The sequence below is a fragment of the Streptomyces sp. NPDC006435 genome (genome assembly GCF_040612315.1).
Classification (GTDB): domain Bacteria; phylum Actinomycetota; class Actinomycetes; order Streptomycetales; family Streptomycetaceae; genus Streptomyces.
Genome location: NZ_JBEXPY010000009.1, coordinates 76,383 through 94,707 on the forward strand (window position 1 = coordinate 76,383; position 18,325 = coordinate 94,707).

12 protein-coding genes are annotated in these 18,325 nt (G+C 72.0%); 7 read left to right on the plus strand and 5 right to left on the minus strand.

Translation table 11 applies throughout. The annotated features are described in order from the left end of the window. The first annotated feature begins 33 nt into the window (after positions 1-33). From ABZZ04_RS12600 to ABZZ04_RS12620, 5 genes are all read left to right on the plus strand, one after another. Positions 34-816 (plus strand): PspA/IM30 family protein, encoded by a 783-nt coding sequence (locus ABZZ04_RS12600; RefSeq protein ID WP_356932182.1) that lies wholly within the window; start codon positions 34-36, stop codon positions 814-816. Between the two features lie 9 nt (positions 817-825). Then, on the plus strand, positions 826-1,104 hold the full coding sequence (locus ABZZ04_RS12605; RefSeq protein WP_356932183.1) for a hypothetical protein: 279 nt from the start codon (positions 826-828) through the stop codon (positions 1,102-1,104). Between the two features lie 214 nt (positions 1,105-1,318). Then, positions 1,319-2,623: a histidine kinase gene (locus ABZZ04_RS12610; RefSeq protein ID WP_356932184.1), complete on the plus strand. Its 1,305-nt coding sequence runs from the start codon at positions 1,319-1,321 to the stop codon at positions 2,621-2,623. After that, complete coding sequence (locus tag ABZZ04_RS12615) at positions 2,620-3,315, plus strand: response regulator transcription factor (protein ID WP_356932185.1); 696 nt, start codon at positions 2,620-2,622, stop codon at positions 3,313-3,315. Before ABZZ04_RS12610 ends, ABZZ04_RS12615 begins: the two co-directional genes overlap by 4 nt. Positions 3,316-3,481: 166 nt before the next feature. Beyond that, entirely contained in the window at positions 3,482-6,640 is a 3,159-nt protein-coding gene (locus ABZZ04_RS12620) for an efflux RND transporter permease subunit (protein WP_356932186.1), read from the plus strand. 105 nt (positions 6,641-6,745) lie between these two features. On the opposite strand, the gene ABZZ04_RS12625 is transcribed toward ABZZ04_RS12620, so the two are convergent. The 3 genes from ABZZ04_RS12625 to nadA all read right to left on the minus strand — a co-directional run bounded on the left by ABZZ04_RS12625 (position 6,746) and on the right by nadA (position 14,603). Beyond that, complete coding sequence (locus ABZZ04_RS12625; protein ID WP_356932187.1) at positions 6,746-11,776, minus strand: tetratricopeptide repeat protein; 5,031 nt, start codon at positions 11,774-11,776, stop codon at positions 6,746-6,748. Positions 11,777-11,834: 58 nt separating this feature from the next. Next, a complete protein-coding gene (locus tag ABZZ04_RS12630; RefSeq protein ID WP_356932188.1) occupies positions 11,835-13,241 on the minus strand; it encodes a hypothetical protein in 1,407 nt (468 codons plus the stop codon). A gap of 162 nt (positions 13,242-13,403) precedes the next feature. Continuing rightward, the gene (gene nadA, locus ABZZ04_RS12635) at positions 13,404-14,603 is read right to left on the minus strand and encodes a quinolinate synthase NadA (protein ID WP_356932189.1); all 1,200 of its coding nucleotides are present in this window, start codon (positions 14,601-14,603) and stop codon (positions 13,404-13,406) included. A 243-nt stretch (positions 14,604-14,846) separates the two neighbouring features. Here nadA and erpA point away from each other — a divergent pair, with 243 nt between their 5' ends. Continuing rightward, a complete protein-coding gene (gene erpA / locus ABZZ04_RS12640; protein WP_189540679.1) occupies positions 14,847-15,203 on the plus strand; it encodes an iron-sulfur cluster insertion protein ErpA in 357 nt (118 codons plus the stop codon). Between the two features lie 120 nt (positions 15,204-15,323). Here the strand turns inward: erpA and ABZZ04_RS12645 are convergent, their stop codons facing one another. Together ABZZ04_RS12645 and ABZZ04_RS12650 are read right to left on the minus strand one after the other, a co-directional pair. After that, the gene (locus ABZZ04_RS12645; RefSeq protein WP_356932190.1) at positions 15,324-16,814 is read right to left on the minus strand and encodes a hypothetical protein; all 1,491 of its coding nucleotides are present in this window, start codon (positions 16,812-16,814) and stop codon (positions 15,324-15,326) included. A 165-nt stretch (positions 16,815-16,979) separates the two neighbouring features. Further along, positions 16,980-17,177 (minus strand): hypothetical protein, encoded by a 198-nt coding sequence (locus ABZZ04_RS12650; protein ID WP_356932191.1) that lies wholly within the window; start codon positions 17,175-17,177, stop codon positions 16,980-16,982. 159 nt (positions 17,178-17,336) lie between these two features. Here ABZZ04_RS12650 and ABZZ04_RS12655 point away from each other — a divergent pair, with 159 nt between their 5' ends. Beyond that, entirely contained in the window at positions 17,337-18,311 is a 975-nt protein-coding gene (locus ABZZ04_RS12655) for a carbohydrate kinase family protein (protein ID WP_356932192.1), read from the plus strand. Positions 18,312-18,325 lie beyond the last annotated feature (14 nt).

Here is an 18,325-nt window from a genome sequence, read left to right on the forward strand (position 1 = left end):
AGAAGGGGGCGCGCGAAGCCCATGAGCGGTGTCATGAAGCGTATGGGAATGATCTTCCGCGCGAAGGCAAACAAGGCCCTTGACCGGGCCGAGGATCCGCGCGAGACCCTCGATTACTCGTACCAGAAGCAGCTCGAACTGCTGCAGAAGGTGCGTCGCGGGGTCGCCGACGTGGCGACTTCGCGCAAGCGGCTGGAACTGCAGCTGAACCAGCTGCAGGGACAGTCGGCCAAGCTGGAGGACCAGGGCCGCAAGGCGCTCGCGCTCGGCCGCGAGGACCTGGCCCGCGAGGCGCTGTCCCGGCGCGCCGCGCTCCAGCAGCAGGTCACCGACCTGGAGACGCAGCACTCCACGCTGCAGGGCGAGGAGGAGAAGCTCACCCTCGCGGCCCAGCGGCTGCAGGCCAAGGTCGACGCCTTCCGCACCAAGAAGGAGACCATCAAGGCCACCTACACCGCCGCCCAGGCGCAGACCCGGATCGGCGAGGCGTTCTCCGGGATCTCCGAGGAGATGGGCGACGTCGGCCTGGCGATCCAGCGGGCCGAGGACAAGACCCAGCAGATGCAGGCGCGCGCCGGTGCGATCGACGAGCTGCTCGCCTCCGGCGCCCTGGACGACCCGACCGGCACGGCGAAGGACGACATCGCCGCCGAGCTGGACCGGATCTCCGGCGGCACGGACGTGGAGCTGGAGCTCCAGCGCATGAAGGCCGAGCTGGCCGGCGGCTCCACGTCGCAGCAGGCGATCGAGGGCGGCCCGCAGGACGCCGCCCAGCGGCAGTCGTCGCAGTCCCCGCACCGGTTCGACAAGAGTTGAGGCAGCGTCATGATCGTACGGATCATGGGGGAGGGTCAGGTCGCCCTGGCCGACAGCCATCTCGCCGAGCTCGACGAGCTCGATGACGAACTGCTCGCCGAGATGGAACGCGGGGACGGCCCGGGCTTCCGCACCACGCTCCACGCACTCCTGGCCAGGGTGCGCGAGCTCGGCACGTCCCTGCCGGACGACTCCCTGGAGCCGTCCGAGCTGATCCTGCCGTCGTCCGACGCGACCCTCGAAGAGGTGCGCGCCATGCTCCGGGACGACGGCCTGATCCCCGGCTGACCCGCGGCGCCCTCCAGCACCCGCCCGCACGGGACCCGTGCCCCGGATCCGGCCCGCCGGACCCGGGGCACGGGTGCGTCCGGGGCGGCCCGGCGCGCGGCCCGCCGGTCCGTTCCCGTGCCCGGCCGGTCCTCGGGCGCCCGTTCCCCGGGTCCGGGCCCCATGTGCGGCTTCCGGCCCGGTCCCCGCGCGACACGCCGTAACGTAGCTCGACGTGACCACCCTCGGAACCGGGGTGCGGCGCGTCCGGAACTGGGTGCGCGGCCATCCCCTCGCGCTGGACGCCGCGCTCGCCCTGGCCGTGCTCGTGGCCATGATCATCGGGTCCTTCGTCCACCCCGGCGCACCGGACGGGTCCGTCTTCGCCACCCGCAGACCCGAGCCGGGCAGCGTGCTCCTGATGGTGCTGGGGGCCGTCGCGCTCATCTGGCGTCGCCGCCGTCCCATGGCGGTGCTCGTGGCCACCGCCGGGCTGACGGTCGCCGAACTGACGCGGTCCGACCCGCCCGCCCCCGTGGTGACCTGCACCGTCATCGCGCTGTACACCGTCGCCGCCCGCACCGACCGGCCCACCACCTGGCGGGTCGGACTGCTGACGATGGCGGTGCTGACGGCCGCCGCGATGTTCTTCGGCTCGGCCCCCTGGTACAGCCAGGAGAACTTCGGCGTCTTCGCCTGGACCGGCATGGCCGGGGCGGCCGGGGACGCCGTCCGCTCCAGGCGGGCGTTCGTCGACGCGATCAGGGAACGGGCCGAACGGGCCGAACGCACCCGCGACGAGGAGGCCCGGCGCAGGGTCGCCGAGGAACGGCTGCGGATCGCCCGCGACCTGCACGACGTCGTCGCCCATCACATCGCCCTGGTCAACGTCCAGGCCGGGGTGGCCGCCCACGTCATGGACAAGCGCCCCGACCAGGCCAAGGAAGCACTGGCCCACGTCCGGGAGGCCAGCCGCTCCGCGCTCGACGAACTGCGGGCCACGGTCGGGCTGCTGCGCCAGTCCGGCGACCCCGCGGCGCCCACCGAACCGGCCCCCGGCCTCGCGGTCCTGGACGAACTGGTCGACACCGTCCGCCGGGCCGGGCTCCCCGTCGAGGTGGCCTGCACCGACCGGCGCCCCCCGCTGCCCGCCGCCGTCGACCTCGCCGCGTACCGGGTCATCCAGGAGGCACTGACCAACGTCCGCAAACACGCCGGCCCCGGGGCGAGGGCCGAGGTGAGCGTCGTACGGGTCGGGTCCACCGCCGAGATCACCGTGATCGACAACGGCGCGGGCGGCGGGGGCTGCTGCGCCGCGGACGCGCCGGCCGGGGGCGACGGCCACGACCGGCCCGGCGGCGGTGGAGGCGGCCACGGCCTGCTCGGCATGCGTGAACGCGTCACCGCGCTCGGCGGCACGCTCACCGCCGGGCCCCGCTACGGAGGCGGATTCAGGGTCCATGCGATCCTGCCCGTCAAGGCCCGCGAGGAGGAGTCCGAGGAACCGGACACGGCGGGCCGGACGGGGGAGAAAACATGACACCGCCCATCAAGGTGCTGCTCGTCGACGACCAGGCGCTGCTGCGCAGCGCGTTCCGGGTACTGGTCGACTCGGAGGCGGACATGGAGGTGGTCGGCGAGGCGGCGGACGGCGCGCAGGCCGTGGAACTCGCCCGCTCCACCCGGGCCGACGTGGTGCTGATGGACATCCGGATGCCCGGTACGGACGGGCTCACCGCGACCCGCATGATCAGCGCCGACCCGGAACTGTCGGACGTACGGGTCGTCATGCTCACCACCTTCGAGGTGGACGAGTACGTGGTGCAGTCGCTGCGGGCCGGGGCGTCCGGCTTCCTCGGCAAGGGGGCGGAACCCGAGGAACTCCTCAACGCCATCCGGATCGCCGCGGCCGGCGAGGCACTGCTCTCACCGGCCGCGACCAAGGGCCTGATCGCCACCTTCCTCGCCCAGGGCGGCAGTTCGGACGGCGAGGGCCCGAGCGCCGCGGAGTACTCGGAACGGCTCGCCGCGCTCACCGGCCGCGAGCGCGAGGTGCTCGTCCTGGTCGCGGGCGGCCACTCCAACGACGAGATCGCCGAGCGGCTCGTCGTCAGCCCGCTCACGGTCAAGACCCATGTGAACAGGGCGATGGCGAAACTGGGCGCCAGGGACCGGGCGCAATTGGTGGTAATCGCCTACGAATCCGGCCTGGTGCGCCCCAGGGTGGAGTAACGGGTGGAGATTCGGCGTACTCCACCTGCGGTATGCGGGCAGTGAGAAAGCGAACCTGGGGCCGAGGTCCGCGCCCCCGGCGATGAGCGAAGGTGTAACTGGGCCGGGTCTGTCCCGAGTCACCCGCCCCACCTGCCGCGCAAGCCACAGAAGAGAGACCTCACCCATGTCCTGGCTGTCCAGATTCAGCCTCGCGCAACGGGCCCTGATCGGACTGATCTCGATCGTCGCGCTCGTATTCGGAGCGATCGCGATCCCGCAGCTCAAGCAGCAGCTGCTGCCCACCATCGAGCTTCCGATGGTGTCGGTGCTCGCCCCCTATCAGGGCGCGTCCCCCGATGTGGTCGAGAAGCAGGTCGTCGAACCGCTGGAGAACTCCCTGGAGGCGGTCGACGGGGTCACCGGCATCACCTCCACCGCCAGCGAGGGCAGCGCCGTCATCATGGCGTCCTTCGACTTCGACAGCGGGGGCACCAAGCAGCTCGTCGCCGACATCCAGCAGGCGGTCAACCGCGCCCGCGCGCTGCTTCCCGACGACGTGGACCCGCAGGTCATCGCCGGTTCGACCGACGACATCCCGGCGGTCGTCCTCGCCGTCACCTCCGACAAGGACCAGCAGGCGCTCGCCGAGCAGCTGGACCGCACGGTCGTCCCCGCCCTGGAGGACATCAGCGGCGTCGGCCAGGTCACCGTCGACGGGGTGCGCGACCTCCAGGTCTCCGTCACCCCCGACGACAAGAAGCTCGCCGCCGCCGGGCTGAACGCCATGACGCTCGCCCAGGCGCTCCAGGCGGGCGGCGCGACCGTCCCGGCCGGTTCGTTCTCCGAGTCCGGCAAGAGCCGCACCGTCCAGGTCGGCGGCGCCTTCACCTCCCTGAAGCAGATCGAGGACCTGCGGATCGCCCCCCAGGGCGCGGCACCGGGCGAGCGCGGCAAGCCGGTCCGCGTCGGTGACGTCGCGAAGGTCGAGCAGGAGCAGGCCGCCGCGGTCTCCATCACCCGGACGAACGGCCGCCCGAGCCTCGCAGTGATGGCCACCATGGACAAGGACGGCAGCGCCGTCGCGATCTCGGACGCGGTCAAGGACAAGCTCCCCGACCTCCGCAAGGACCTCGGCGCCGGCGCCGAACTGACCGTCGTCTCCGACCAGGGCCCCGCCGTCTCCAAGGCGATCTCCGGCCTGACCACCGAAGGCGCGCTCGGTCTGCTCTTCGCCGTCGTCGTGATCCTGGTCTTCCTCGCGTCGCTGCGCTCGACGCTGGTCACCGCGGTCTCCATCCCGCTCTCCGTGGTCCTCGCGCTGATCGTGCTCTGGACCCGGGACCTGTCGCTCAACATGCTCACGCTCGGCGCGCTGACCATCGCCATCGGCCGGGTCGTCGACGACTCGATCGTGGTCCTGGAGAACATCAAGCGCCACCTCGGCTACGGCGAGGAGCGCCAGTCGGCGATCATCACCGCGGTGAAGGAAGTGGCCGGCGCGGTCACCTCCTCGACCCTCACCACGGTCGCCGTCTTCCTGCCGATCGGCCTCGTCGGCGGCATGGTCGGCGAGCTCTTCGGCTCCTTCTCGCTGACCGTCACCGCGGCCCTGCTGGCCTCCCTGCTGGTCTCGCTGACCGTGGTGCCCGTCCTGTCGTACTGGTTCCTGCGCGCCCCCAAGGGCACCGCCCTGGACGACCCGGACGAGGCCCGTCGCAAGGCGGAGGAGAAGGAGGCCCGCAGCCGGCTCCAGCGGCTGTACGTCCCGGTGCTCCGCTTCGCGACCCGGCGCCGTGTCACCAGCCTCGTCATCGCCGTCGTGGTGCTGCTCGGCACCTTCGGCATGGCCCCGCTGCTGAAGACCAACTTCTTCGACCAGGGCGAGCAGGAGGTCCTCTCCATCAAGCAGGAGCTGACCCCCGGCACCAGCCTGGCGGCCGCCGACGAGGCGGCCAGGAAGGTCGAGAAGCTCCTCGCCGACGACAAGGGCGTCAAGGACTACCAGGTCACCGTCGGCTCCTCCGGCTTCATGGCGGCCTTCGGCGGCGGTACCGGCTCCAACCAGGCCACCTACCAGGTCACCCTGAAGGACTCGGGCGACTTCGACGCCACCCAGAAGCGCATCGACAAGGCGCTCGGCGAGCTCGACGGCATCGGTGACACCACCATCTCCGCGGGCGACGGCTTCGGCAGCCAGGACCTCAGCGTCGTGGTCAAGGCCGCCGACGCGGACGTGCTGCGCAAGGCGTCCGAGAAGGTGCGCGGCGCGGTCGCCGGGATCGATGACGTCACCGACGTCCAGAGCGACCTGTCGCAGAGCGTCCCGCGGATCTCGGTGAAGCCCAACGCCCGGGCGGCGGACGCCGGCTTCGACCAGAGCGCGCTCGGCGCGGCCGTCGCCGGAGCGGTGCGCGGCACCCCGGCCGGCAAGGCGGTCATGGACGACACCGAGCGGGACGTCGTCATCAAGTCCGCCCACCCGGCCACCACCATGGCCGAGCTGAAGGCCCTGCCCCTCGGCCCGGTCGAGCTCGGCCGGGTCGCCGACGTGGAGCTGGTCCCCGGCCCGGTCTCGATGACCCGGATCGACGGCCAGCGCGCCGCCACCATCACCGCCAAGCCCACCAGCGACAACACCGGTGCGGTCAGCACCGCGCTGCAGAAGAAGATCGACGCGCTGGAGCTCCCCGAGGGCGCCACCGCCACCATCGGCGGGGTCACCGAGGACCAGAACGACTCGTTCGCCAAGCTCGGCCTGGCCATGCTGGCGGCGATCGCGATCGTCTTCATGCTGCTGGTGGCGACCTTCCGGTCCCTGGTCCAGCCGCTGATCCTGCTGGTCTCCATCCCGTTCGCGGCGACCGGGGCGATCGGCCTGCTCGTCGCCACCGACACCCCGATGGGCATCCCGGCGATGATCGGCATGCTGATGCTGATCGGCATCGTGGTGACCAACGCGATCGTGCTGATCGACCTGATCAACCAGTACCGGGCCCAGGGCATGGGCGTCGTCGAAGCGGTCGTCGAGGGCGGCCGCCACCGGCTCCGCCCGATCCTGATGACCGCCCTGGCGACGATCTTCGCCCTGCTCCCGATGGCGCTCGGCGTCACCGGCGAGGGCGGCTTCATCTCGCAGCCGCTCGCCGTCGTGGTGATCGGCGGCCTGGTCACCTCGACCCTGCTGACCCTGCTCCTGGTCCCGACGCTCTACGCGATGGTCGAACTCCGCAAGGAGCGCCGCGCGAAGAAGAAGGACGCCAAGCGGGCGAGGAAGGCGGGCATCGCGGAGCCTGCCGGACCCGAGTCGGACGAGGCCCGGGAGGCCGAGCCCGCGCGGGCCTGATGCACGGCGCACGACGGGAGGGCCCTGTCCCACGCATCTGCGTGGGACAGGGCCCTCCCTGTTCCTCCCGGGCTCCCGATGCGGTCCGCAACCGGCGGGCGGGCGTCAGCCGGCCCCGTTGAGGGCCTGGACGATCCGGAGCCATGTCTCACCGTGCGGATGGGCGTGCCGGACGCTGAGGGCGAGGATCTCCCTCAGCAGCCGGGCACGGGTCTCCTCGGGCGCGCGGGGGAGGAGCGTGGCCAGATCGCCCGGCTCGATGCTCTCGACCACTCCGGACAGCACCATGCCCGCCTGGGCGTGGGTGAGGGAGGACAGCTTGTCGTCGAAGACCTGCCCCTCGACGGCGGCCGCGTGCATCAGCGCGTTGCCGTCCCCGGCCGCCAACGCCCTCTCCACATACGCCTGGAGGGCGTCACGGTCCTCGACGAGGCGGTACGCGGCGTCCACTCCTTCGGCACGGGCGACATCGAGAACGGCGACGTGCGCGAGGGGGGTGTCCTCGGAGGGCGTGGTGTGCAGGAGGCGGGGGTGGTCCCGGAGGAAGGCCCGTGACTCCGCCCAGTCCGCGCAGCCCACCCACTCCGCCAACTGCTCCCCGAGGATCAGCGGATCGTAGGCGGCGGTCACGCCGTGGGCGAGGACGGCCTCGCGGAGCGCGATGTGCCGCTGCGCGGTACGGGGGTCCAGGAGCGCCAGCTCGTCGAGGGCGGTCGCCGCCTCCTCACCACTGAGCACCTCGGCATTCTGGGACCAGATGTCGCGTGACTCGGGCCAGTTGGGCGCGAACATCCAGGAACTGATGAGGGTCCGGGTCTCCGGCGAGAGGGTGAGCCACGCCGGTGCGGGGGCGAAGGTCTCCTCCTCCCACGCCGTGCGGACCGCGCCGGGATCGCCGTACGCGCGCAGCGCCTGCCGGGCCCGTACGGTCACGGGGTCCGGCCCTCCCGGCTCTCTTGTTCCGCCGGAATCCTTGGCCAGGAACGCCACCAGCTCACGTACGCCGGCCTCGGCCTGGGGGGCGGGGCAGGACAGGAGGAAAACGCCGCGCTCGACGCGGAGACGGCGGGCGGTCGCGGGGTGGGTTGTCGCGAAGCTCTCCACAGCGTCGTCGAATGCGTGGACCGCCGAGGTGTGGTCGTCCGTGCAGGCGAGAGATTTGGCCAGGTTGTTGAGAGCGGTGACGAACATGGTCTCGAACGCTCCGGGATGCGCCATGGCCAGGTTCCGACGGATGGCGACGGCTTCCCGCGCCGTGGCCACCGCCCCGTCGAAGTCGCGGTTCTGCTCCAGGTACACGCTGAGGTTGTTGAGGGTGGTGGCGAGCTTGGGAAGGAAGGCGTCGGCCTGGTCGGCGACGACTTCACGCCATAGCCGTACGGATTCATGCGCTGGCGCGAGTGCTTTCTCCGGACTGCCTGCGGCGGCGAGACTCGCCGCGAGAGAGGCGAGGGCGGTGGCGAGGTCAGCTCGGAAGGCGGCCGGGTTCTCTGCGGTGAGTTCGCGGTGGAGGACAACGGATTCCTCCGCTGTCCGCACCGCGGCGGCAGGGTCCCCGGCTTCGTTGAGGTGGGTGGCCAGGTTGATGAGCGTCGATGCGAGGTCCGGCCGGAAGGCAGGCTGCTGTGCGGCGAGTTCGCGCTGGATGACGAGAGCTTCCCAGGTCGATGCGAGTGCCCCTGAGACGTTGCCGAGGAGGACGCGGTTGGTGCCCAGGTGGCAGAGCGTCGTGGCGAGCCGGGGAGAGGACGCGCCAGGGCCCCGCGAGACGAGGCGGCGAGAGACGCTCACCGCTTCTTCGGCCTCGGGCAGGGCTGCCCCGGGGTCCCCGGCAGCGACGAGCTTCCTGGCGAGGTTGTGGAGGAAGTCGGCGAGGGCTGGGAGGTGTGCGGCCGGCTGCTCTGCGGCCAGTTCGCGCTGGATGCGTACGGCCTCTCGCATCAATACCACGGCGGATTCCGACTCTCCGTCGGTGAATGTTCCGGCCAGGTTGTTCAGGGACACCGCGCGTTTCGCCTGGAACGCGACGGGGTGCTCCGCAGCCAGCTTGGAGTACAGACGCGCGGCCTCTTGAGCCGGGGCACGCGCCCCTGCGGGGTCTCCGGTGGCGGAGATCCGCTGGGACAGATTGGTGAGAGCGTCGGCCAGACCGGGCCGGAACGCGGTCGGATGACGCGAACCGAGGTCCCGGTAGATGTCCACCGCCTCCTGGATGGACGCGAGGGCCCCTGCACGGTCCCCGGCGGCGGCGCGGCGCGCGGACAAATTGTTCAGGGAGCGGGCCAACGGGAGTAGCGCGCCGAAGTGGCCTCGGGCCAGGGCCCGCTGGATGCGGACCGCGTCCTCTGCGGGCGGCAGCGCGTCCGTGTGGGCGCCGGTCTGGCTGAGATGGACTGCCAGATTGGTGAGGACGGTGGCGAGATCGTCCAGGAACACGCCAGGGTGAAGCGCGTCGAGTTCGCGGTAGATGCCGACCGCTTCCTTCGCGTGTGACAGCGCGGCCCGGTGCTGTCCGCTGGAACCCAGATGCGCCGAGAGGTTGGTGAGCGTACGGGCGAGCCCTGGGCGGAAGGCCGCCGGGCTGTGTACGGCGAGTTCGCGGCAGATGCGTACGGCCTCCCGTGCCGGATCGAGTGCGCCTTCGTGGTCGCCGACTTCTGCGAGGCTGCCGCCGAGGGTGCTGAGGGAGTTCACCAGGGCCGGGAGCGTGCCGTCGGCTCCGGAATCGGCCAGTGCCCGCTGGATGCGGACTGCCTCCCGCGCGGGTGCCAGAGCCCCCGCGCGGTCGCCGGTGTCGGCGCAGCGGACGGCGACATTCATCAGGGCATGGGCCACTGCGGCCCGATGGCTTCCGGGAGATTCCCGCTCCAGTTCCTCCCACAGCGACAGTGCCTCCCGGGCGGCGGACAGCGCAGTGTCCAGATCCCCTTCCGCTCCGAGCCGCCGGGAGAATTGGTGCAACGCCTCGGCCAGATACGGCGCCACGCTCGCCCCGACCCGCTCCACCAGCCCCAGCAGCATCTCCATCCCCGGTGCACCCGCCAGAGCCGCGTGCCGCGCAAGCCCCCGCACCACGTACGGATCGACCGCCCCCAAGTCGCCGCCCACCGCTCGCCGTTCGACGTGCGTGACGAGCGCGCTCAACACCACCTCTTCAGCAGACTCCTCCCGCCCCGCGAGATGCGACACGAACTCGCGGTGGTACAGCCGGAACACCGCCTGCCCGCCCTCCACGTCCTCGACGATGTAGCGGCCGTAGGCGGACAGCACCCAGTCCACGTCGCTCTCGTCGTACGACACGTCACCGCCGCCCAGCGCGCTCGCGACCTCCTCCCACACGCCCCCGGCGGGCATGCCGCGCCGGACCGTCCACGCCAGCGCGGTCAGCAGATCCCGTGCGGCGGACGGCAGTTCGGTGCCGTCCGCCCGGACCCGCACCGGCCCCGCCACCAAGTCGTCCTCGAACGCGGCCTCGATGGAGTCGGGCAGACGGGACAGCCACTGGTCCTCGTCGGCATCACGCACAGCCGCCCCCGCCAGCAGCGACCCCGTCACCAACCGCGCGAACAGGAACCCGCCGCCCACCGCCGTGGCCCGCGCCGCGACCGCGTCGCCCGTCTGCCGCGCCCGGTCCTCCGGGACACCGGCGGCCGTACACCGGCGGTACACGTACTCACCGATGTCCTCCTGCGTGTGCGGCTCCCGCTCCAGGTCCGCGGTGGTGACCCCCGCGCCGATCAGCCGGGCCAGGGCGTCCGGCAGCGATTCGTCCCCGTACCCCTCCTCCGCCAGGCGGCTGCGGAACGCACGGTCGCGGGAGCCGAGCAGGACCGGGACCGTCCGGCTGAGCGGAAAGACCAACTCCTCGATCATGGAACGGAGATGCTCGGCGGGCACTTCGTCCAGGCCGTCGAGCACCAGCACCGGCCGCGGCGACAACTCGCGCAGCTCGGCCCGGAAGTCGTCCGCGTTGCGGGGTTCCGGAAGCCCGAGTTGCCGGGCCAGGTCCGAGGACGCCTGGAGCGAGCTCAGGCCACGCAGATATACGGAGGCGAGGGAGCGGTCGGGGCGCAGGCCTGGGTCCGGGTCGTCCTCGCGCAGGCCCCCGTGCGCCTCGGTCTCCTTACGCTGTACGGGATCGGTGAGCGTCGCGATCCGGCCCAGCACGGCCGACTTGCCGCAGCCCGCCGGGCCGGTCACCAGGAAGAGCCCGGCGTCGTCCGCCTCCAGCCACGCGGCGATCCGGCCCAGCACCTCCTTCCGGCCCGTGAAGAACCAGCCCTCCTCGCGGTACCCGACCCCGCGCGCCGCGAGCACCAGGTGCTCCACCAGCCGGGCGGGTGCCCCGGGCACATGGCGCGGGTTCGGGAAGGCCGGCCGGCCGATGCCGAGGGCGGCGGTCACCGGTGTCTGCCCCTCGCCACGCCACCGCTCATTCAGCGCGGCCAGCAGGTCCGGGCCGCTGACCAGCTCGTTGTGGGCGCTCCATGCCGAGCGGTACTCGGTGGCGGCGGGCCCGGCCTTCAGCACCTCCGCCAACGCGGTGAGCAGGGGGCCACTGCCGTCCGACATCTCGTTGCGCCGACAACTCGCCACGATTCCCAGCCACTTCACCTGGCCGGGCGGCGTGGACGTGGTCTCCCAGCGCCGCAGGGCCTTCTCCAGGCCCCGGCCCACCGCGTCCCCCGCGTGGCAGGTGTCGATGATCACCAGGATCTGGTCGGCACCCGACGCCACCGCGTCATTGACCAGCGTCTCGACCGGGACGCCCCGCTTGAGGGCGCGTGCGTCACGAATCACCTGCTCGACGTCGAGATCCAGGTCGCAGAGCGCGAGGCGCAGTTCGTCGTCGATCAGCACGCCGTGCCCCGACCAGACGATGATCGCGGGCTTTGCTGCCCCCGTCTCCCGCCAGCCCTCGCTCCAGGCGGTGAGGGCCTCGTCGAAGGCCGCCCAGGACGGGTTCCCGCCGCCCACCACATGCGCCGCGATCCCCAGCCCTGCCAGCAGCCCGGCGATCCCCTCCATCTGGGCCACCGCCCCGGTCAGCCGGGGAAAGCTCCGCTCGTCGGCGTACTCCTCGCACACCACGCACAGCGCCGACGCCACCGGCTCGCGTCCGCCGTCATCCGCCACGCCTGCCCCGTCCGCCTCATGCCCCGTCGCCCGTCCGTCGTTCCCCACCACGCCCGTCTCACGCACCATCGTCCGCCCCGCCCTCCAGCACCAGTACCAGCGCGGTCATCACGACATGGCCCGCGTGCCCCGTACTCACCCGCACCCGGTGCGCTCCCGCCGGAAGTCCGGCCAGGCGCGCCGCGTAACGGCCCCCGCCCAGGTTGTTCAGCGTCCGCACCGGTCCCCCCTCGGCCGCCGCGAAGACGGCCACCCGGTCGTGACCCCGTACGTCCGGCGGGACCGAGGCCCGCAGCTCGTACACCTCGCCCTCGGTGATCGAGTCCGGGGCGTCCACCACCAGCGGGACGTCCGCGGCCCCCGGGCCCCGGTGCACCGGTGGGTCCGGGGTGAGCCAGTTGTGGAGGGCCTGGCGCAGCGCCGTGTTGTTCTGGAGCGAGCCGTGCTTCTCCCAGGGCGTGTACGCGGGCCGTCCCGCTCCCACATGGGCGCTGGACAGCCTGGGCACGCGGCCGTCGCCGCCCTCGTCGGTTCCGTCGATCGTGAGCAGTCCGGTCAGTCCCTCGCCCCGGACCTCGGCGGTGGTCGGGGTCGGCTGGAGCACCCCGCTGATCGGCACGTACTCCACCCCGTACGCCGCTCCCGCCCCCGACTCCCGCAGGCCGGCGTGGAACAGCTCCGCGTCCCGCAACAGCGCCGCGTCGACGCCGGGCAGCCCGGTGACCTCGCGCGCGTACCGCAGCGGCGTGCCGGCGGTCGTGGTCAGGCAGGCGTAGTCGGGGGTCAGCTGGTGCAGGGACGGAAGGCTGCGGGCGAACGGGGCGAGGCCGATACGGGCCGGTCCCACCCCGTCGACCAGGGAGAGCAGGGCGTCCAGGGAGCCCCGGTACGGCGTGCCGAGCGTGATCACGCGCCGGGTGACCTCCGCGCCTCCGCACCGCTCGACGTACTGGCGGGCGACCAGGCCGCCCATGGAGTGGCAGACGAGGACGACCCGGGCCTCCGCCCGCTCCGGCGCCGAGGCCCGCCAGCGGCCGAGCTCCTCGTCCACCCGCTCGGCCAGCCGGTCCGCGTTGTAGCGGCAGGACAGCCGCCAGTCGTACGCGAAGCCGACCAGGTTGGCGGGGGCGTCGGCCTCCTCCCCGTCGCCCCGGCGGTGCAGCGTGAAGTGGCGCTCCAGCCAGTCCAGGAAGCCGTCGTAGCCGTCCACGAGCGTCCAGACGCCCGGCAGCCCGTGCAGGTCGTGCATCAAACCGAGCGGGCGCACGCCGTCGCCCGGGTGCCCGTCGCCCAGGTCCGCGGGGAGCGTCAGGTCCTTGACGGACCGGCCGAGGGTGCGGATGCCCCGGAGAAGGGCCCGGCCCGAGAGGCCCCAGACCTCGTGCCCGTCCGCGTCGGCCAGCCGGCTGCCGAGAATGCCCGGGACGACGACCACCAGGTCGTCCACCGGGCTGCGAGAAGTCATGCGGTGCCGTACCCCCTGAAACGTTCGCTGCGGTGAGTAGCAGCGTAGTTACGGTACGGACGTCCCGAGGGGCGTACGGGGAAAACCGGCCCCGCCTCCACCGCCCACGCGAAAGGCCCCGGGAAACGCCCGAAGGCGCCCCGGGGCCCTGCGGGGCCGCGGCTACGGCAGCGCCAGCATCCGCTCCAGCGCCAGCTTCGCGTACTTCTCCGTCTCCGGGTCGACCTCGATCCGGTTGACGAGGTTGCCCTCGACCAGCGACTCCAGGGCCCACACCAGGTGCGGCAGGTCGATGCGGTTCATCGTCGAGCAGAAGCACACCGTCCGGTCGAGGAAGACGATCTCCTTGTCCTCGGCCGCGAACCGGTTCGCCAGGCGGCGCACCAGGTTCAGCTCGGTGCCGATCGCCCACTTCGAGCCGGCCGGGGCCGCCTCCAGGGCCTTGATGATGTACTCCGTCGAGCCCACGTGATCGGCCGCGGCCACGACCTCGTGCTTGCACTCCGGGTGCACCAGGACGTTGACGCCCGGTATCCGCTCGCGCACGTCGTTCACGGACTCGACCGAGAAGCGGCCGTGCACCGAGCAGTGTCCGCGCCACAGGATCATCTTCGCGTTCCGCAGCTCCTCGGCGGTCAGGCCGCCGTTCGGCTTGTGCGGGTTGTAGAGGACGCAGTCCTCCAGCGACATCCCCAGGTCCCGGACCGCGGTGTTCCGGCCGAGGTGCTGGTCGGGCAGGAAGAGCACCTTGGTCGCCGAGGGTTCCCCCTGCTCGAAGGCCCACTCCAGGGCCCGCTGGGCGTTGGACGAGGTGCAGATGGTGCCGCCGTGCCGCCCGGTGAACGCCTTGATGTCGGCGGAGGAGTTCATGTACGAGACGGGCACGACCTGCTCGGCGATCCCGGCCTCGGTCAGCACGTCCCAGCACTCGGCGACCTGCTCGGCGGTGGCCATGTCCGCCATGGAACAGCCCGCCGCCAGGTCCGGCAGCACGACCTTCTGGTCGTCCGTGGTCAGGATGTCCGCGGACTCGGCCATGAAGTGCACGCCGCAGAAGACGATGTACTCGGCCTCCGGCCGCGCCGCCGCGTCCCGGGCGAGCTTGAAGGAGTCACCGGTGACGTCCGCGAACTGGATGACCTCGTCGCGCTGGTAGTGGTGGCCGAGGACGAACACCTTGTCCCCGAGCTTCTCCTTGGCGGCGCGGGCGCGCTCCACCAGGTCCGGGTCGGACGGTGATGGCAGGTCGCCGGGGCACTCGACGCCGCGCTCGCTGCGGGGGTCGGCCTCGCGGCCGAGCAGGAGCAGGGCGAGGGGCGTCGGCTGGACGTCGAGTTCCTGGGCGGGGTGGGCCGTGGTCACGTCACGCACCCTTTCTTCTCTGCTGAAAGCTTCTGCGAAAGCCTTTTCGTCTAATTGACGCTATCTATCATATCCGGTTCACGTCACTTTGACGACGGCCATAGTGTCGATGTGACGCATCCCCCCGCGGGAGCGGTGTGCGAGCATGAATGGAACAGGCAAGCGCTCGGCCCGGAATGAATCCGCGGCTCCGACGGTTGCAACGTCGGCAAGCAGTCTCCGTACAACCCGGGAGAGAAGCAGATGTCCGTATCGGACGAGACCACCACCGTGAGCGACGGCATCCTCCTGTCCGACGCCGCCGCAGCCAAGGTCAAGAGCCTTCTGGAGCAGGAAGGCCGTGACGACCTGGCGCTGCGCGTCGCCGTCCAGCCCGGCGGCTGCTCGGGCCTGCGCTACCAGCTCTTCTTCGACGAGCGTTCGCTCGACGGGGACGTCGTGAAGGACTTCGACGGCGTCAAGGTCGTCACCGACCGGATGAGCGCCCCGTACCTGGGCGGCGCCTCCATCGACTTCGTCGACACCATCGAGAAGCAGGGCTTCACGATCGACAACCCCAACGCCACGGGCTCCTGCGCCTGCGGGGACTCCTTCAGCTGACCCCTCGCGGGCCGCGCGCCCGGACAGGGCGCGCGGACCCCGGGAACGGCGGAACGGCACGACGGCGGCGGTGGTCCCCGACCAGGGACCACCGCCGCCGTCGTCGTGGGCGCGTGCGGCTCAGCCGCGGGGCACGGCGCCGCCCGAGGTCGCGTCGACCACCTTCCGGTCACCGAGCGGCGCGTCCAGCGTCACCGTGCGGGTCAGCTCCTTGGCGATCGCGATGCAGACCTTCTTCCCGGGCTGCTTCGTCTCCGTCACCGTCACCGTGACCCGGTTCCCGTCCTCGGCCGCGCTCGCGGTGTACGTGCTGCACACGCCGCCCCAGAACTTCACCGACAGGGTCCGCCCGTCGGCGCTGTACGACAGCAGCCGGCCGGACTTCTCGCCGTCCCCGGGGGACGGGGTCGGCGTCGGCACGGGCGCGTTCGTCGCCGGTGCGTCCTTCGTCAGGTACGAGGGGTCCACGGCGACCCGCGGCAGCGTGGTGCCCGGAGTCCCGGCGGCCTGCCGCACCGAGAAGAGCCAGGACGGCACGAGCGTCCGCTCGCCCGCCACGTACTGCATCGACAGGCCGAAGACCGCCTTCTCGACCGTCACGGTCGTCGTCGGCGGCTGCTCCGCCGCGCTCCGTGCGCAGTCCACCTTCGGCTGCTTCCTCGGGTCGCCCTTCCCGTCCTGCAGCGGTACGGGGGTGGCGCAGCCGCCGATGTCCTTCTGCAGGCCCCCGCGCATCGAGCGCCCGTTCAGCTGCTTCAGCGCCTCGCCCGCACTGATCACCGGATAGCTGTCGCTCTTCTCCGGGGCCTTCAGGTTCCCCGTACCACCCACCACTTCGCCGCCGGGGCCCACCTGGATGCCGGTCGACCAGCCGTACGTGGGAAGCCCGCCCACCTTCGGGTCGGCGTTCACCACCCGTACCGAGCCCATGAGCTGGCGGGTGTCGAGCGCGGCGTCGTCCTGCCCCACCGCCTTCAGGATCGGGGTCGCGGCGGCCTTGGCGACGCTCTCGCCCGCCGGGTCGCCGGAGCCGCCCGGGGACACCTTCTGGCTCGAACAGACCTTGGTGTCACGGCAGTTGTCGGTGCCGCCGGAGCCGTAGCGGCTGAAGGTCCAGGTGCCCGGGGCCTGCTTCTCCACCCGCAGGACCGGGCCCGAGCCGTCCCCGGCGGACCCCACCGTCCAGGTCGTGCCCTCCGCCCGCGGCGTCCCCGGCAGCCCCAGCGCCTTCGCCAGCCGGGTCACCTCGGCGGCCGAGACGGTGCCCGTCGCGCGCCGCACCGCGGCCCTGTCGGGTCCCTGGGGCAGCTCGCCGGACACCCGGTAGACCACCCGGCCGCCGTTCGGGTCGGGCTCGCCCGGTGCGATGCCCCGCACGGGCCCGTCGGACCGCGCGGGCCCGTCCGATCCGGCGTCCAGGGCCAGCGGGGGAGGGGCGCCGCCGCTGTCGTCCGCACTGCCGGTCGTCGCGCGGTCACCGTCGGCGGCGGTCGCGGCCCAGTAGGCGCCGCCACCCCCGGCCAGCAGTACGGCTGCCGCCACCGAGGCCACGGCGAGCGGCGAACGCCGCCGGGGGCCGGTCACGTCGTTGTCGGGTCGCTCGGTGCTCACCGGATCGCTCCTTCGCCTGCGTGGCCGTCACATGCCGTGATCCGGCCCGTCGTCCGTCCCCGGGGTCCGGGGACAACGGTGGGACGGGGCAGGGGCGCGAGCGGTTCCCTCCGGGGCGGGGCGCGATCGCTGCCGGTACCGGCAACGTGCCGATACCGGCCGGAATCAGTCGCCGTACTCGGGCATGGCATCGACCAGCCGGGCGGAGGCCGCGGGCACGGTGACCCCGTGAATCCGGGACGGAGCCACCGGAACAGGGGCAGACTTCGGGTGGGCCACCCAGTGCGGAGCCATCCGTGCGCAGTCCCCGCGCAGCTCGGCCAGGCTCATCTCGGACTCGCGCGTGGCGTTGTGGTTCGACATAACCGCACCGTAGGCATCACACAGCTCAGGAAGAAAGCCCTACTATCGGGTAGTTTTCCCCGCTTCAGCCGGGTCCGGGGAACGGGTAGCGTGAACTGTCACGCCGCCCCGGGAACACCGCCAGCCGTTCCCCCCGATCTCCGCAGGAGCAGTCTCCCCGTGCGAATCGCAGTCACCGGCTCCATCGCCACCGATCACCTCATGACCTTCCCCGGCCGTTTCACCGACCAGCTGGTCGCGGATCAGCTGCACACGGTCTCGCTCTCCTTCCTGGTCGACAACCTCGACGTGCGCCGGGGCGGTGTCGCCGCCAACATCTGCTTCGGCATGGGTCTGCTCGGTACGAACCCGATCCTGGTCGGCGCCGCGGGCTCCGACTTCGACGAGTACCGCGCCTGGCTCGACCGGCACGGCGTCGACACCGGTTCGGTCCGGATCTCCGAGGTCCTGCACACCGCCCGCTTCGTCTGCACCACGGACGCCGACCACAACCAGATCGGCTCCTTCTACACGGGCGCGATGAGCGAGGCCCGGCTCATCGAGCTGCAGGCCGTCGCCGACCGGGTGGGCGGCCTCGACCTCGTCTCGATCGGCGCCGACGACCCCGAGGGCATGCTCCGCCACACCGAGGAGTGCCGCTCCCGGGGCATCCCGTTCGCCGCCGACTTCTCGCAGCAGATCGCCCGGATGGACGGCGAGGAGATCCGGATCCTCCTCGACGGCGCCACGTACCTCTTCTCCAACGAGTACGAGAAGGGGCTCATCGAGTCCAAGACCGGCTGGACCGACGAGGAGATCCTGAGCAAGGTCGGCCACCGGGTCACCACGCTCGGCTCCCGCGGCGTCCGGATCGAGCGCGTGGGCGAGGACCCGATCGAGGTCGGCTGCCCGGAGGAGGAGAGCAAGGCCGACCCGACCGGTGTCGGCGACGCCTTCCGCGCCGGATTCCTCTCCGGTCTCGCCTGGGGCGTCGGCCTGGAGCGCGCCGCCCAGGTCGGCTGCATGCTGGCCACCCTGGTCATCGAGACGGTCGGCACCCAGGAGTACACCCTGCGCCGCGCCCACTTCATGGACCGCTTCACCAAGGCGTACGGCCACGACGCCGCCGCCGAGGTCCGTGTCCACCTGGCCTGACCCGACGGATGCCG

What these genes read in the sequence shown, in the direction of transcription:
- ABZZ04_RS12600 (WP_356932182.1), top strand. Translation starts at nt 34, where the DNA reads ATGAAGCGTATGGGAATGATCTTCCGCGCGAAGGCAAACAAGGCCCTT.
- ABZZ04_RS12605 (WP_356932183.1), top strand. Translation starts at nt 826, where the DNA reads ATGATCGTACGGATCATGGGGGAGGGTCAGGTCGCCCTGGCCGACAGC.
- ABZZ04_RS12615 (WP_356932185.1), top strand. Translation starts at nt 2,620, where the DNA reads ATGACACCGCCCATCAAGGTGCTGCTCGTCGACGACCAGGCGCTGCTG.
- ABZZ04_RS12620 (WP_356932186.1), top strand. Translation starts at nt 3,482, where the DNA reads ATGTCCTGGCTGTCCAGATTCAGCCTCGCGCAACGGGCCCTGATCGGA.
- ABZZ04_RS12630 (WP_356932188.1), bottom strand. Translation starts at nt 13,241, where the DNA reads ATGACTTCTCGCAGCCCGGTGGACGACCTGGTGGTCGTCGTCCCGGGC.
- erpA (WP_189540679.1), top strand. Translation starts at nt 14,847, where the DNA reads ATGTCCGTATCGGACGAGACCACCACCGTGAGCGACGGCATCCTCCTG.
- ABZZ04_RS12650 (WP_356932191.1), bottom strand. Translation starts at nt 17,177, where the DNA reads ATGTCGAACCACAACGCCACGCGCGAGTCCGAGATGAGCCTGGCCGAG.